Source organism: Pseudoalteromonas sp. NFXS39 (assembly GCF_040148775.1).
GTDB classification, from domain to species: domain Bacteria; phylum Pseudomonadota; class Gammaproteobacteria; order Enterobacterales; family Alteromonadaceae; genus Pseudoalteromonas; species Pseudoalteromonas apostichopi.
This window is the reverse complement of sequence record NZ_JAGDEC010000001.1, coordinates 345,461-360,273: the sequence shown is the minus strand read 5'-3', so window position 1 is coordinate 360,273 and position 14,813 is coordinate 345,461. Positions and strand designations below refer to the sequence as shown.

Here is a 14,813-nt window from a genome sequence, read left to right as displayed (position 1 = left end):
TCCAGAGATTGCGTAACTTATAAATGGCCTGTTTCGGTGATAGTTGTTGTCCAATACCTAATTTTTATGGTTGTGAATAGTAACTTTAGTTCTTCTTTAAGCTTTTCTAATTCACATTGCTCAATAACTACTTCAAACTTCAGCATATCTTTGTAGCCTCTAACTTGTTCCTCTAAGCTAAAAGCACTATGTTTCTTGCTGTAGCCCATGATCGGGAAAATGTTGAAGCCGGATGCTATATCACTCAGCATTAATTGGTCGATAACATCATCCTTGTGCTTCTTAGGGACTATGAAGGTAAAAACTAATGATGAACTAAACATTGCGCTGCTCCAATAAACGATACCAGATTGGTAATAAATAGAGAGTTGTTGCCGTTGAAGTCAGTAAGCCTCCTATAACAACTATAGCAAGCGGTTTTTGTATCTCAGCTCCCGGACCTGAAGCAAACGCTAAAGGCATTAGGCCAAACATTGCAGTGGTCGCGGTCATAAGTACTGGACGCAGCCTTCTTCGAGAGCCATCTACTACACGTTCAGTGATATTAGATATAGTGGTTTTGCTCTGTTCGAAATAACTAACCATAACAATACCATTGAGCACTGCAACACCAAGTAATGCAATAAAGCCAACTGATGCAGGAATTGATAAATATTGTTCAGATATTAGTAACGCAAAAACCCCTCCCATTAAGGCGAATGGGATGTTACAAAGAATCAAACTTGCTAAGAATACAGAGCGAAAAGTTGTAAATAAAATCACAAAAATTAAGATTAAAGCTAGAGGAACAACGATTATTAAGTTCTTCATTGCTCGTTGTTGATTTTCGAACTCACCACCAAAAGTTACGTAATAGCCGCTAGGAAGCGACAACTCAGAGTGAACTTTAGCTTGTAAGTCTTCAACAAAACTTACCACATCTCTGTTTTCAACATTGGTTGTAATTGAGACAAAACGTTTACCTCGTTCTCTTTCGATCAGTAAAGGTTCTTGTTCTACCTTAATGTCAGCGACGCTCTCTAGAGGTAAAATGGTATTATCAGGCATTAAAACAGATACTTGTTTCAAATCATTTATTGAGCCAATCTGACTTGCTTTGTGCTTCGACGAAGCACCGAAAACAATAGGCGTAAATTTATTAACGGTAACTAGTTTAGATATTTGTGAGCCTTCAAGTTGTGGCTTTAGAAAATCAGTTAATGCTTTAGTGGTTAAACCAAATTGATGAGCTATTTCAGGTTTTAATGAAATGCGAATGTATTTTCCACCCTCTATCAATGCTGTTTGTATGTCTTGACTACCAGATACTTGGCTTACTAACTCTTTCATTTTTTCAGCGATATTTGCTAATTCTTGGACTTTATCCCCAAAAACTTTTATTGATACATCGCCTGTAGTGCCAGTTAGCATTTCAGTTACCCGCATTTGAATAGGTTGAGTAAAATTCGTGTTCATACCGGGGTAATTTGATAATACGTTGCGTATATCTTCGATTAGCTGTTGCTTGGTATCAAAGCGCCACTCATTTTGAGGCTTCAACTCCATGAATATATCCGTTTCATTTAAGCTCATAGGATCTAGACCAAGCTCATCTGATCCAGTTCTGGCTACAATTTGAAGTATTTCAGGTACTTGTTTTAGTAGTGCTTTCTCTACTTGGGTATCAATATTTAGAGAGGATTGCAGGGTAATAGATGGCGACTTTTCTAGTTGAACAATGATGTCTCCTTCATCCAACGTAGGCATAAAACTTTTCCCCAAACTTACAAAGGCAAAAATGCTTGTGATCAACACCAAAAAAGCTATCGATGATGCTGATTTAGGTGAATTAATAATGCTTAACAGCGACTTTTTGTACTGTATTTGTAATGATTTGATGAAGCTAGGCTCACTCGCTTCATTTGATTTCAGTATCATTGAAGCTAGCACTGGGATGCAAGTAAACGCTAAAACTAGCGCAGATAACATCGCAAAAACAATCGTCAATGCAACAGGCGTAAACAGTTTCCCTTCTAACCCTGAAAGAGTTAATAGAGGGGAAAAAACAATAACGACAATTAATGTTCCTGATACAGTTGGCACAGAAACTTCTTTACATGCTCTATAAATAACATGCAGCTTAGGAAGTTTGCTGTTTTCTGAAAGCCTATTTACAGTATTTTCAACAACGACAACAGATGAATCAACAAGCATACCAATAGCAATAACTAAGCCTCCTAAACTCATTAAATTTGCTGATATGGAAAAATGGCTCATTAATATAAAAGTGGCAAGAGCTGCCACCGGCAAGGATATAGAGACAATTAGTGCCGCTCTAAAGTTGCCAAGAAATAAGGCTAGCAATATGATAACGAGCACTACAGCTTGAACTAATGCATTTGTGATGGTTTCAATAGCAGTACTAATCAAATTAGATCTGTCATAAAAGACATTGATAGTAGTGCCACTAGGTAGTGAGCGCTCTAGTTCTAAAAGTTTTTCTTTAACTGAACTTACTACTTGGTCGGTATTACTGTTTTTTAGCGCAATAACTAAGCCTTGTACGGCCTCTTCACCATTATGTGTCACTGCACCATAACGTATTAAACTTCCTTCGTTGATTGCTGCAACATCGGCTAACCTGATTATTCCTTGTTGGTTGTTTTTTATAACTAACTGACGTATATCATCAATTTTTTCAAATTGTCCTTGTGTTCGAACAACAAAATTGTCGTTACCTTTGTTTATTCGGCCAAGTCCTCCATTTAAATTGTTAGCTATTACGGCTTGTTCAATATCACTAAAAGAAACGTCTAGTGATTTCATTTTCAAAGTAGTTGGTGTTATTTCATATGTTTTTACATAGCCGCCTAAACTGTTTACATCTGCGACGCCTTCAACTGTTCGAAGAATCGGTCTGATCTGCCAGTCCAAAATATCACGTCGCTGTTGAAGGCTTAAGTTTGGATTATCAACTGTAAACATAAAAATTTCACTTAGAGGCGTACTCATAGGAGCAAGACCACCAGAAATACCCTCTGGGAGTTCAGCCCAAATATTCATCAGCCTTTCATTTACTTGTTGTCTCGCCCAATAAATATCAGTGCCTTCTTCAAAATCAAGTGTAATATCAGTAATAGAATATTTTGTAGTTGAACGAAGAATCTTTTGGGATGGAATACCAAGTAACTCTGTTTCGACAATACGTGTAATTTGAGTTTCTATTTCCGAAGTTGTCATTCCCGGTGCTTTTAAGACGATTTTTACTTGGGTAGGAGAAATGTCGGGAAAAGCATCAATTGGCAAATTAAACCAAGCGTTGACTCCTGCAGCAGTCACGAGCAAAGTCAAAATAGTAATAAAAATTCGTTGAATAAGAGAAAACCTGATCACCGCACTTATCATCGTTTATTCTCCCAGCCCGAGAAATAGACCTTGGGCAATGCTAACGAAGGAGCTGAGTAATTCGGCTTGAGGTGTTAGATTGTCAGATTGAACAATGTAGCTATCATTCTCATTGCCAATAATAATGACCTTAACTAAGTTTATTTCTTGTCCTCGTTTTACTGCAACATAGCTTTTGTTATTGAGTTCGAATAATGACTGGTGAGGGACTTTAATACCTTCAATTAAAACGATAGGTGTTAGTAACAGTTGTTGTCCGAGTTTAAGCTCACACGATGAGTCGAAACTACTCCAGACTGTTTGCTTATAACGGCTGATTGTTTCGTCAAGATTTTCTACTTTTAGTATGCAATTATCTTCAGTTTTAAATGAGTTAACATTTTTTGCAGTGCTTGCTAATAGCGAAGATTTTACAAAAACATTATTTGAAGGAATTATTTCAAAAAGGTACGGTGATTGTTCGTTCGTATACTTAAGTTGCCCATTAGAAGGACTGATTATAAAAATATCGCCGTTTTTATCGATGGCCAATTGTTGTAGTGCATGGCTTAAGTGTTCAAAACTTAACTTTGCTTGAAGATAGGTTTTGTTGATGTCTAACCATTCAGCACTTTTTATCGTTTTCGAATTTGCATAATTTTTAACAGACTCAAGATGCTTCTTACTTTTTAAAAATATTGATTTACTGGCATCTATTTCTTCTAAAAAGTGATGTACTTCTGGCCCTTCTATTCTAGCTACTTTTTGTCCTTTACTTACCTTAACACCCGGATTGTATAAAAAAGATATTTGTTGCGGTGTAAAAGGCAGTTGTACTTTGAAACTGGATTTAGGTTTAAAGGATACTTCTCCAAGCACTTGCTCTATCTCCATACTGTCAACCTGATGTACGGTTTTGAACTGATGTTTAAAGCTTCCCAATTGTGAAATGGCGATCACTGAATTGGTGACTTGTTCAGCTTGAGTTTGCATGCTTAAAACGGTTAACAATATTGACGCTATTAATGAGAATAATCGATATGAGGTTGCTATCATTTGTTACTGACTCTTGTTAGGCTAACCGCGATAGTTGCCTTGTTTTGTTTTTAAGTGAACTTATCCTACAAATAATGTGTAGTTTTTACGTCAGGCATGTGTTGTAAATTCATAAGACAAATGTCCCATAAACTTTTTAACTGGTTGATTTTTAGATGAAAGATAAAGCGATAGCAGTGCTTCTAGCTATAATAATGGTACTCAATTTTTTTGATGTAATTACTGATATTTCTTTAGGTGTTCCGACTTGGCATATTGTCGAAGAAAGTTTGATTGTTTTAGCTTCAGCGATTGGTTTTGTTTTTTTGGTTCGAGATATTTCAAACCGCACAAAGCGTATTAATCAGTTGAAAAGTGAATTAGATAAATCGGGCATTCAACTAAAAAATATTTCGGAAGAAATGAAGCTTGCTCGTATAAAATACAGTGAAGTCATAAATGAACAGTTTAATCAGTGGGGACTGACAAAAAGTGAACAAGAAGTTGCTATGTTGATGCTGAAGGGATTGAGTTTTAGAGAAATTAGTGGTGTAAGAGATACTAAAGAAAAAACAGTTCGTCAGCAGGCTTCTAGTATATATGTCAAAGCGGATGTAGAGGGTCGGCATGAGTTTTCAGCTTGGTTTTTAGAAGACTTCATGGAGCCAGACAGTACAATAGAGTAGTCATCCTTTATCTTGCCTACTATCACTAGGAGGTTAGCTCTTTAAAGTGTATGTAAGGGTGAATACTTTAAAAAAGCATGGTCTTTACTGTAAATAAATGATGGTCTGCTATTAACACAGAGCGCACTTTCGGCAGTAACGCATAATTTTCCAATTTCAAGTCAGAGTTTGCATTGATAATTTTTTACGTAAACAGTCATTGACCTAGATTTTTTAATGGTAAATTATGACATTTCAATAAATATCACACTCAACTGTTACATTATTAATTTTGGAGAAATCATGGCTCATCCGATAGTTGAACAAATCAGAAAAGCCGATAATGCAATTGTTGCCGAAGACTTCGATACACTTCTTAATATCTATACAGATGACGCCATTTTAGTTATTGAGCCTGGTAAAAATGCAAAGGGTAAAGCTGCTATACGTAAGGCTTTTGAAGCAATTTCTGTATATTTCAAAAATGGGTTGCAAGTAAAACAACAAGGTTTAGAAGTTCTTGAAACCGAAGATACTGCTTTAGTTTTAGCAAATACAGTTGTGTCAGCACCTAATTACCCAGAAGTAATTCGAAAAGCGACATATGTTTTTACCAAAAGCTCAGAGGGTGTTTGGTTGTGTTCAATCGATAATTCGTATGGTCATGAAATCATTGTAAAGTGTGAATAACAACTATGGAATCACTTTTATATCTGTAATTGTGTATGGCAAATACGATTCCATCCCCAAAATGAGCTGGCTAATTAGTTAACCGCCTTACGGCGATAGATGATTTTTTGTGTATTTTTAACCCATAACTCTAAATAGATTAATTTAGGTAACCTATTTGGAGTCATGGATAAAAGTGCAAGTCATAATCAAACAAGTCTTTGCCCATTTCGCGTTAACGCAAATACTCTAAGGGTGTCTTTGAGCGATCAGGTACAGTGTTATTCATTTAATGCCATTGGCTCTACTCCATAAAACTGATATTCCACTAACTTTATGTCATCACCAATACAAATGACTGTTTTAATATACCGTTCAGTTTTTGTGCTCCCATATTCAAGAAAATGAGCGACGAGCGCACTTTCTTTTTACTGAATCTCTTTAGCTTCAATAAAAAATTATAGTTGGCAATACATTATGTTATTTGTTAAGAATAGATTTATTAATACATGAGCGTGACATCGGCAGAAAGATGCGCGAAGCGCGCACGATAAAATTGTTAGGGCGAAGGACCTATGAGCTTCGAACAAGAATTCCAAGGGTGGCTTGTGGATGCGCTGCCAGAGAAAGTACCAGAAGGTGTGGTCGCTTTCTCGTTTAATTTGTACAAGCCGGCTCTACGGGATGGAGTCAAATTCGGAGTGGAAGTTGTCGGTACCTCAGAGTTCGACCCAGAGGATGAAGATTGGGCTTGTGAGGAAGTATGGGAGCCGCAGGAAAGGCAGTTATTTATTCCTATCGAGTTTTCCGGAACTGATTGGGCAAAATGTCAGGATCGATTAAAGGAGCTTCTCTTGCAGTTACTGCTATCGGAACATCGATTGTCCTCTGTGCTTAAATCAACTCGAGGGATAGGGGTGGGCTTCGTAGATGGATCACTCGATATCGTCTGGCAGCCCTAATAAGGTCAGGCACGGCGACGGCTTTTCCGTTGCGGCTTAGCCTTCATTGCAAAGCCGCGCGTGCTGGCGGCGTTAGGGCTTACTACGAAAAATTTGCAAGGGTGGCGAAATGATAAGGTTCTATCTGGTTCTTACTTTGTTGGGAATATTGCTACCATACGGGGCGTTTGTTCCTTGGCTAGTTAGCAATGGCTTAGATATTGGTCTTTTGTTCAGTGAAGCGGTGGCAACCCCAATTAGTATTTTTGCTTGGCTTGATGTCTTGGTTGCGGCGATTGCTCTATTAGGTTTTATCGTGGTGGATGGCAAAAGACATAAAGTGAAGTATCGATATTTTGCAGTGTTGGGAACTTTGTCAGTTGGTGTATCGTTTGGGTTGCCACTGTATCTTTACTTGAGAGAAAAGCAGTCGCTCCAACCGCAGCCCTAACAAACGCTTCTGTCCAAAAACAAGGTAATGCTTTTCTTACTCATCCAATCTAAATCTCAGTCATGAGCTCACTTGTTTAAAGCGAGCTCATTTCTACAATAACCTTACAAACCTAGTAAAATCTTATCTAAGTTTTGTTTTGATTTAGCAACGCTTTGTAGCGGCGTTAATCCACGTGGGTATTCTTCTTGCTCAAGTACTAACCACTTGGTGTTGCCGTGGGTTTCTAAAGTGTCGATGATGGCAGGCCAATCAATGTTGTTTTCGCCGATAATCGGGCTCATGTTGCTACCCTCAATCGTACGTACTTTGATGTGCGTAGCGAGAGTGCGGTTAGGGTACTTTTTAATGAAGTAAATTGGATCTTTAGCTGCGTAATTAACCCAGCCGATATCTAGCTGCAGTGGCATGGTTTTGGGGGTATGACTGGCAATATAATCCCAAAATGTCGCGTTATTAAATGCATTAAACTCTTTATTATGATTGTGAAAACCGATCTTCATATCAAAGCGGATTGCATAATCACTGACTTTAGTGAGCTCTTTAACCAGTGATTTAACCCCTTCTGGGTGCCATGCTCGCTCATCCCACGGTACATAAAGAGTGGTAACGCCAAGGGTTTTGTAAAACAGTAGGGTGCTATCAATAGTGCTTTCGCTGAGTGCATCAAAGCCGATGTGGGCACTACTGGCAACTAAGCCTAATTCAGTGAGCTTTGCTTTTAAGGCTGCTGGGTTATTTGAGTAAGGGCCAAAATCTCCGGCAAATTCAACGCCGTCAAACCCCATTTCGGCAAGAGACTCAAGCGTACCATGAAAGTCATTTTTTAAGGTGTCTTTGACTGACCATAGCTGCACACTTACTGGCAGTTTTGCAAATAATTGACCACTAAATACAAGGCTAAGAATGAGCAATAAAATGCGGGTTTTAAACATACTTAAATCCTAAAAAAAGCAGGGGAGTGACCCCCTGCACTGTGTTAAAAATAACACAAGGGGGAAAGTTAATCGGTATAGGCGTACTCGCTCAGACCAAGCTCTGCTAAGACCTGATCTAAATGAGCTTTTGCTTCATCTGAAGGGCCAGGGTAATCACCCGCAATTGGTACATTGCCGAGGTAACCAATGTCTTTACAGCCTTCAGGTGTACAGAAAAAGGCTGCGAGCACTAATTCTTTAAAGCGTAAAAAGGCTTTACCAATACGCTTAAACTGCGCAGGTGTTTGCTCGTTTAAAAACGCAATATCGTCTAGAATGGCACGATGTTGCTTTTCGTTCAGCGCAACAAATTGCTTTTTAAAACGAAGCTGTGCTTCATCGTTAAGCCAAGCTAATGAATTTAAAATTTTAATTCTATCGCGTTGTTGGCCTTCATAAGGCGCACTCACCCACTCATTAATGACCGCTGGTACTTGTAGCTCACTGGCTGAAGGAATATCACCTTCGCGCGGTACAATGTAATCAGATAATAGCGCTACTAACGTAAGCTCTTCAGCCGTTAAGGTCAGTGGCCAAGGTGATTCTGGTGGCATCACCAAATTAGGATCTTGGCCATAGCCTTTCGCGGTGACAGGCTTAATATCTAAATCAGGCCAATGCTCTTTTGCAGAGACAGCACCGTCATCTTCAAGTGCTTTTGTGCAACCAGCGGTTAAACCCACTGCCGAGCCTGCAGCTAATAAGCCAAGCCATTTTAAAGACTCACGGCGGCTCATGTTAGAAACATAGTTATATGAGTCGTGTTCGTTACGATGATGCATAATTAAAGTACCCCGTTATCAATTTGTTGAGCAAGCCAAGTTGAATTACGCATTGCCAGTGTCATGATGGTGAGCGTACAGTTTTTATGAGGGTTTGAAGCAAATACACCGGCATCCATTACAAATAGGTTATTGCAATCCCACGTTTGTCCCCATTGATTGGTGACCGAATCTTTCTTTGAGCTACCCATTCGTGTGGTTCCCACTTCGTGGATGATTTCGCCGCCTTTTGAAATTGCTTTTTCAGCAGGAGGGAGATCGCCAACGGTCGCACCCATGTTTTCTAAAATTTGCTTCGCAGTTTTTAAACCATGTTCAATTTGCTTTAACTCTCTATCAGACCACTTAAAGTGGAACTTTGATACCGGAATACCCCATTTGTCTTTAACCTTTTCGTCAATTTCCATATAGGTATCTTTGTTCGGTAACATCTCGCCACGCAGAGCAAAGCCAACGTAAGAGCCATATGCATCACGAATTTGTTGTTTGAGGGCAGGACCATAGCCTTGTTTATCACCCGATACTCCCGAGCCTGGTTGTCTAAAGCCACCGCCAATTTCAAAGTGATAACCTCGTGGAAAGTCTAGCTCATTGTTAGCTTGTGCTTGATGACCCCACCAAGGAATAAATAAGTGATTAGCGGTATGGCCATCTTCGTTATAACGTGGACGGCCTTTAAGTGCAGGAATTTGTGCACCTAACCATGCACCTGTCGAATCCATTAAGTTTCGACCTACTTGGCCACTTGAATTAGCAAGGCCTTTAGGGTGCTTTTTATTTTTTGAGTTTAATAAGATACGCGCTGATTCACAGGCACTGGCTGCTAAGATAACCACATCTGCATCAATGGCATGCTCAGTGACCGTATGTTTATCAACATAGGTTACGCCAGTTACTTTACCTTGCTCATCAACCTTGACTGATTTAACCATGGCATCGGTAATTACTTTTAAGTTACCCGTAGCTTTTGCCATAGGTAGAAGCGATGTTGTGGTTTGGAAAGCGGCGCCAATCGAGCAACCAGAACCACAAGGTGTTGCATAAAAACAGGCCATGCGGTCATCTTTCGGGCGGGTTAGTACCGCGCGGTGCATAGGCACTGCTTGAATGCCCATTTTCTTTGCAGAGGCGGCAATTAAAAGCTCAGGAACACGCGGCTTCGGTGGTGGCTGTAAAATACCTGGCGATGAATCTGGCATATCTTCATGGCCAGTATTGGTACCACATACACCAACAAGCTCTTCTGTTTTATCGTACCAAGGTGCTAAATCAGCGTATTCAAAAGGCCAATCAGCACCGTGACCATCACGGCTTTTACCTTTAAAATCGTGCTCACTAAAGCGTAATGAATAGCGGCCCCAGTGGTTAGTTCGACCACCTAGCATACGTGCACGCCACCAGTAAAAGTCACTGCCTTTAGCGCTAGTATAAGGTTCGTCCGGCACTTGCCAGCCGCCATCAACGGTTGCATCGTAAAAGCCAAAGTTTTTGTCTTTATTACCAGCCCCCATAAGTGGGGCTTCGTTGTTACGGCGAAACATCGGGCTTTCTGTTTTCGGGTCATAATTACGACCGGCTTCAAGTAATAAGACTTTGTGGCCAAGTTTGGTCAGCGTATAAGCAGCCATGGCACCGCCAGCACCAGAGCCAACTACTAATACCTTATGTTTAAAATCAGACATCTTATAGCTCCTTAATTTTTATATTTTTAAACCACACTTTGTCACCGTGGTCTTGAAGCCCAATATGACCTTGCGATGCTGTTGCAAAGTTTTTCCAGGTTGCAAACTTACTGCCTTTAACAAGGGTATTCCAGGTTGTACTACCAATCACAATGCTGGTGGTGCTGATACCGTTTTGCCAAACTTGTAAGTGGTTGTCTTGCATCTTAATGCGTACATGGTTCCAGCTATTTGCAGGTTTGTGTGCCGCAGTTGGCGCTGCAAATAAATCGTAAATTGAACCCGCTAAGTGCGAATCAATTTCAGTATCTGGGTGTTCTTCGTTATCGATAATTTGAATTTCAGGAGCATGTGAGTAAATCATCTGCCCAGTTTCATCAGCCAGTACGAAAATGCCACTATTACCCTTGGTAGAGATTTTCCAATCAATCAGTAATTCAAAATTTTGGTACTGCTTTTTGGTAAGCACATCACCGCCACCTTTGGTTAATGTCATTGCGCCATCTTCAACAACCCACGCAGGATTTAAAGATTCGCTTTTAAAATTGCGCCACTGCGACATATCTTTGCCATTAAACAATAACTGCCAGCCAGCTTGCTTTTCTTGTTGTGTAAGCTGATTGTCAGCCGCATTAGCGAGTGCACAGCTACTAACGGTAAGCATTAAAGTCAGTGCTTTAAGAGATTTAAACATAGTGTTCCTCGACGATTTACTTGCTTAAGACGCACATTTTTCGGTGCGTTTGTTGTTATTAACTACTAAATGCAACCCAATGAATGCGACGATTAAAATAATTGGGAAGATCAGTAGGTTTTGTAATACAGCCTGTCCGGCTAAAATTTCAATTTGTTCAGCACTTGCACCACTTGCCTCTGCCGATGAACGGGCAGTGTCTATCCAACTACCAATTACTGGGTTCCAGATGCTCATAGCAAACATGCCTGCACCGCCCATTAACGACATACCCAACGCGCCAGATTTGGGAATGTATTCAGCAACGCAGCCAAGCATGGTTGGCCAAAAGTAGGTAACGCCAAGTGCAAATAGCATCGCTGCCAGATAAATCATGCTGCCCTCGGCTTGACTCATCATAAAGATCCCTAAGCTTGCACAAATGGCAGAACCAAGTAACACACCAGTAGGATTAAGCTTATGAACAATTGGACCCGCAAAGAAGCGACCAACAGCCATTAAGCCGGTGATTAAAGCTAATACCACCATAGGAGAAGCCCCAGAAGAACCTAAAATTCGCTCAATCCATTGCTGCGTTCCAAACTCAGTGGTTGCAGTGAACGTCATACACGCAATTAAAAAGATGTATAACGGCGTGAATAAGTGGCGAATATTGCTGGTGGTTGAGTGAGCTCGGGTATCAAAGCTAGGAAACTGAGCTTTAATTAGCATCGCGCCATAAATAACGGTTGGAACTAAAATTAATGCTACTTGCCACTGCCAATTTAGGCCCGCTCCAGACATAAAGTTAGAAGCAAGTGCGCCAATCACAATGCCACCTGGGAACCAAACATGAAAACGGTTTAGCATGGTAGTGGTATTTTTAGGATACATTTCTGCAATCAGCGGATTACAGCCGGCTTCAACAGAGCCGTTAGCAAAACCAATCAAAAAGGTAGAAACTAACAATCCCCAAAAGCCATCGGCAGTAATAGTCAAAACCAGACCAAGTAAATGACAGATAAACGCTAAAGCGACTAATTTCTTAGCGCCAATGGCATTATAAATAATACCGCCGACCATAGTCGCAACCGGAAAGCCCAAAAATGCCATGGCATTCACCCAACCAAGTTCGGTGTCTGTTAAACCAAATTCACTGCCAAGTTGACCTAAAATACCAGCACGGATGGCAAAGGTCATAGAGGTCACAATCAGTGCTATACAGCAAAGCCGAAAGACTATGCGGTTATAATTATTGTTGTCCATATTGTGTGTCCTGTGTGTTCTATTGTTGTCGGTTTTATAAACCTAAAATTCGATTATTACGCTCGGTGTTTGTTGCGCCACTGGCAAAATCGTCAAAGGCTTTGTCTGTTGGGTTTATTAAATGAGCTTTAATAAACTCAGCACCTTCTCTTGCTCCATCTTCAGGGTGCTTTAAGCAGCACTCCCATTCAAGTACAGCCCAACCATCAAACCCATATTGAGTTAACTTGCTAAAGATTTGCTTAAAATCTACTTGGCCATCTCCTAAAGAACGAAAACGACCCGGTCGGTCCTGCCAGTTTTGAAAACCGCCATATACCCCAGAGCGGCCATTCGCAATAAACTCGGCATCTTTGACATGAAACGCTTTAATGCGCGAATGATAGATATCGATAAACGCTAAATAGTCGAGCTGTTGCAATACGAAGTGGCTCGGATCATAAAGAATATTAACGCGCGGATGATTATCAGTTGCCGCTAAAAAGCGCTCAAATGTCACGCCATCATGTAAGTCTTCACCCGGATGTAATTCATAACAGACATCGACACCATGCTCGTCAAAGCAATCTAAAATAGGTAACCAACGCTTAGCAAGCTCATTAAAACCTTGCTCAACGAGTCCTTGTGGGCGTTGTGGCCACGGGTAAAAGGTATGCCATAAAAAAGAACCCGAAAAAGTCGCATGTGTTGTTAACCCCAGGTTCTTACTGGCTTTAGCAGCTAGCATCAGTTGATCTGTTGCCCATTCTGTACGTGCTGCAGGGTTACCTTTTACATGCTCTGCGGCAAAGTTATCGAACATTTCATCGTACGCAGGGTGCACAGCAATTAACTGACCTTGCAAATGGGTTGATAACTCTGAAATTGTAAGTCCATACTCTGTGGCAATACCAGTGACTTCATCGCAGTATTGCTGACTTTGGGCGGCTTTTTCTAAATCGAAAATTTCAGGGTTAGAGGTAGGTACTTGAATCGCTTTGTAACCTAAACCGCTTGCCCACTTACATAAGCCACGAAGGCTGTTAAAGGGGGCTTCTTTAGAAATAAACTGCGCCAAAAAAATTGCTGGCCCTTTGATTTTATTCATTCTTTATTATCCAATCTGTAATTTGTGCCACTTAATGTCTTGCTTTGATGAAGCAACTACGTGCTCAATAAATGCCATACCACGTATAGCTTCATTGATGCCAGGCACATCAAATGCTGAGTTTGTTGCATGGTCGCCTTGTTTAAATGCGTGAATTTGTGCTGCAAAATTGCTGTAGATATTAGCAAATGCTTCTAGGTAGCCTTCAGGGTGACCTGCAGGGGCTCGCAGTGCGTTTTGTGTGTCAGGGTGTAATTCACCCACACCCGCTCGCAGTAAAATAGAGGGTTGGTTGTGACCACGCAGCCATAAACTATTAGGCTCAAGCTGTGACCATTCAAGGCTTGCCTTGTCGCCGTAAATACGTAGCCGTAAGTTGTTTTCATCGCCAATAGCGATTTGGCTTGCCAGTAAAACGCCTTTACAACCATTATTGAATCTAAGTAGCACGGTGCCATCATCATCGAGAACTCGACCATCAACGACATGATTTAAATCAGCACAAAGCTCGGTGATTTCAAGGTCAGATACATACTCGGCTAAGTTAGCTGCATGCACGCCAATATCGCCCATACAACAGCTAATGCCTGACTTACTGGTATCTAAGCGCCAACTTGCTTGTTTTGATGCTTCGTCTTCACTGTGAGATAACCAGCCTTGGGTGTACTCAACAATCACCTTGCGAATCGTGCCAAGCTCACCGGATTTAACGCGATGTTTGGCTTCTTTTACCATAGGGTAACCCGTGTAAGTGTGGGTTAAACCGTACAAAACGTGCTGCTTTGCAATGATGGCTTGTAATTGCTCTGCTTCTGCAAGTGTTAGCGTTGCCGGTTTGTCTGATAACACATGAAAACCATGTTCAAGTGCCATTTTGGCGACGGGAAAATGTAAATGGTTGGGTGTTACAATAGCTACAAAGTCGATACGCTCATCAGCGGGTAATTTTGCTTCTTCGGTAAATAAGCTTTGGTAACTGTCGTAGCAACGACTGTTATCTAGCCCTAGTAACTCGCCAGTTGCTTTACACTTATTAGCATCTGAACTAAATGCGCCTGCAACAAGCTCTATCATCCCGTCTAATCGTGCTGCAATACGATGAATAGCGCCAATGAAAGCACCTTCGCCACCGCCAACCATCGCCATGCGGATCTTAGCTTTGCTCATCTTAAGCGCTCCTAATTTAAATAGCGTTAGCTACTGTTAATCTCATGTTATTGAT

Annotated in this window: 14 protein-coding genes; 4 read left to right on the top strand and 10 right to left on the bottom strand. The window is 40.7% G+C overall.

The window, feature by feature from the left end; translation table 11 throughout:
- Positions 1-17: 17 nt before the first annotated feature.
- From J3455_RS01580 to J3455_RS01570, 3 genes are read right to left on the bottom strand one after another with little or no spacing between them, the layout of a single operon-like run.
- Positions 18-323, bottom strand: coding sequence for a DUF3240 family protein (locus J3455_RS01580; protein ID WP_055022338.1), 306 nt, complete (start codon positions 321-323; stop codon positions 18-20).
- Positions 316-3,384, bottom strand: coding sequence for an efflux RND transporter permease subunit (locus tag J3455_RS01575; RefSeq protein WP_349560857.1), 3,069 nt, complete (start codon positions 3,382-3,384; stop codon positions 316-318). Before J3455_RS01575 ends, J3455_RS01580 begins: the two co-directional genes overlap by 8 nt.
- 3 nt (positions 3,385-3,387) lie before the next feature.
- Entirely contained in the window at positions 3,388-4,374 is a 987-nt protein-coding gene (locus J3455_RS01570) for a hypothetical protein (RefSeq protein WP_349560856.1), read from the bottom strand.
- 200 nt (positions 4,375-4,574) lie between these two features.
- On the opposite strand from J3455_RS01570, the gene J3455_RS01565 reads away from it, so the two are divergent.
- The 4 genes from J3455_RS01565 (at position 4,575) to J3455_RS01550 (ending at position 7,124) form a co-directional block, all read left to right on the top strand.
- Entirely contained in the window at positions 4,575-5,084 is a 510-nt protein-coding gene (locus J3455_RS01565; protein WP_130052591.1) for a helix-turn-helix transcriptional regulator, read from the top strand.
- Positions 5,085-5,366: 282 nt separating this feature from the next.
- A complete protein-coding gene (locus J3455_RS01560; protein WP_175580347.1) occupies positions 5,367-5,753 on the top strand; it encodes a YybH family protein in 387 nt (128 codons plus the stop codon).
- A gap of 554 nt (positions 5,754-6,307) precedes the next feature.
- Positions 6,308-6,694: a hypothetical protein gene (locus tag J3455_RS01555; RefSeq protein ID WP_349560855.1), complete on the top strand. Its 387-nt coding sequence runs from the start codon at positions 6,308-6,310 to the stop codon at positions 6,692-6,694.
- Positions 6,695-6,803: 109 nt separating this feature from the next.
- Positions 6,804-7,124, top strand: coding sequence for a DUF2834 domain-containing protein (locus J3455_RS01550; RefSeq protein ID WP_349560854.1), 321 nt, complete (start codon positions 6,804-6,806; stop codon positions 7,122-7,124).
- A gap of 104 nt (positions 7,125-7,228) precedes the next feature.
- Here the strand turns inward: J3455_RS01550 and J3455_RS01545 are convergent, their stop codons facing one another.
- The 7 genes from J3455_RS01545 to J3455_RS01515 form a co-directional block, all read right to left on the bottom strand.
- On the bottom strand, positions 7,229-8,059 hold the full coding sequence (locus J3455_RS01545; protein ID WP_349560853.1) for a sugar phosphate isomerase/epimerase family protein: 831 nt from the start codon (positions 8,057-8,059) through the stop codon (positions 7,229-7,231).
- Between the two features lie 68 nt (positions 8,060-8,127).
- Positions 8,128-8,883, bottom strand: coding sequence for a gluconate 2-dehydrogenase subunit 3 family protein (locus J3455_RS01540; RefSeq protein ID WP_349560852.1), 756 nt, complete (start codon positions 8,881-8,883; stop codon positions 8,128-8,130).
- Between the two features lie 2 nt (positions 8,884-8,885).
- Positions 8,886-10,565, bottom strand: a complete 1,680-nt coding sequence (locus J3455_RS01535) for a GMC family oxidoreductase (protein WP_130052585.1) — start codon at positions 10,563-10,565, stop codon at positions 8,886-8,888.
- Between the two features lies 1 nt (position 10,566).
- Positions 10,567-11,259: a 3-keto-disaccharide hydrolase gene (locus J3455_RS01530; protein WP_349560851.1), complete on the bottom strand. Its 693-nt coding sequence runs from the start codon at positions 11,257-11,259 to the stop codon at positions 10,567-10,569.
- A 24-nt stretch (positions 11,260-11,283) separates the two neighbouring features.
- On the bottom strand, positions 11,284-12,504 hold the full coding sequence (locus tag J3455_RS01525; protein ID WP_130052583.1) for an MFS transporter: 1,221 nt from the start codon (positions 12,502-12,504) through the stop codon (positions 11,284-11,286).
- A 34-nt stretch (positions 12,505-12,538) separates the two neighbouring features.
- Entirely contained in the window at positions 12,539-13,591 is a 1,053-nt protein-coding gene (locus J3455_RS01520) for a sugar phosphate isomerase/epimerase family protein (protein ID WP_349560850.1), read from the bottom strand.
- A 6-nt stretch (positions 13,592-13,597) separates the two neighbouring features.
- Entirely contained in the window at positions 13,598-14,758 is a 1,161-nt protein-coding gene (locus J3455_RS01515; RefSeq protein WP_256853866.1) for a Gfo/Idh/MocA family protein, read from the bottom strand.
- Positions 14,759-14,813 lie beyond the last annotated feature (55 nt).

What these genes read in the sequence shown, in the direction of transcription:
- J3455_RS01580 (WP_055022338.1), bottom strand. Translation starts at nt 323, where the DNA reads ATGTTTAGTTCATCATTAGTTTTTACCTTCATAGTCCCTAAGAAGCAC.
- J3455_RS01575 (WP_349560857.1), bottom strand. Translation starts at nt 3,384, where the DNA reads ATGATAAGTGCGGTGATCAGGTTTTCTCTTATTCAACGAATTTTTATT.
- J3455_RS01565 (WP_130052591.1), top strand. Translation starts at nt 4,575, where the DNA reads ATGAAAGATAAAGCGATAGCAGTGCTTCTAGCTATAATAATGGTACTC.
- J3455_RS01560 (WP_175580347.1), top strand. Translation starts at nt 5,367, where the DNA reads ATGGCTCATCCGATAGTTGAACAAATCAGAAAAGCCGATAATGCAATT.
- J3455_RS01555 (WP_349560855.1), top strand. Translation starts at nt 6,308, where the DNA reads ATGAGCTTCGAACAAGAATTCCAAGGGTGGCTTGTGGATGCGCTGCCA.
- J3455_RS01550 (WP_349560854.1), top strand. Translation starts at nt 6,804, where the DNA reads ATGATAAGGTTCTATCTGGTTCTTACTTTGTTGGGAATATTGCTACCA.
- J3455_RS01545 (WP_349560853.1), bottom strand. Translation starts at nt 8,059, where the DNA reads ATGTTTAAAACCCGCATTTTATTGCTCATTCTTAGCCTTGTATTTAGT.
- J3455_RS01540 (WP_349560852.1), bottom strand. Translation starts at nt 8,883, where the DNA reads ATGCATCATCGTAACGAACACGACTCATATAACTATGTTTCTAACATG.
- J3455_RS01535 (WP_130052585.1), bottom strand. Translation starts at nt 10,565, where the DNA reads ATGTCTGATTTTAAACATAAGGTATTAGTAGTTGGCTCTGGTGCTGGC.
- J3455_RS01530 (WP_349560851.1), bottom strand. Translation starts at nt 11,259, where the DNA reads ATGTTTAAATCTCTTAAAGCACTGACTTTAATGCTTACCGTTAGTAGC.
- J3455_RS01525 (WP_130052583.1), bottom strand. Translation starts at nt 12,504, where the DNA reads ATGGACAACAATAATTATAACCGCATAGTCTTTCGGCTTTGCTGTATA.
- J3455_RS01520 (WP_349560850.1), bottom strand. Translation starts at nt 13,591, where the DNA reads ATGAATAAAATCAAAGGGCCAGCAATTTTTTTGGCGCAGTTTATTTCT.
- J3455_RS01515 (WP_256853866.1), bottom strand. Translation starts at nt 14,758, where the DNA reads ATGAGCAAAGCTAAGATCCGCATGGCGATGGTTGGCGGTGGCGAAGGT.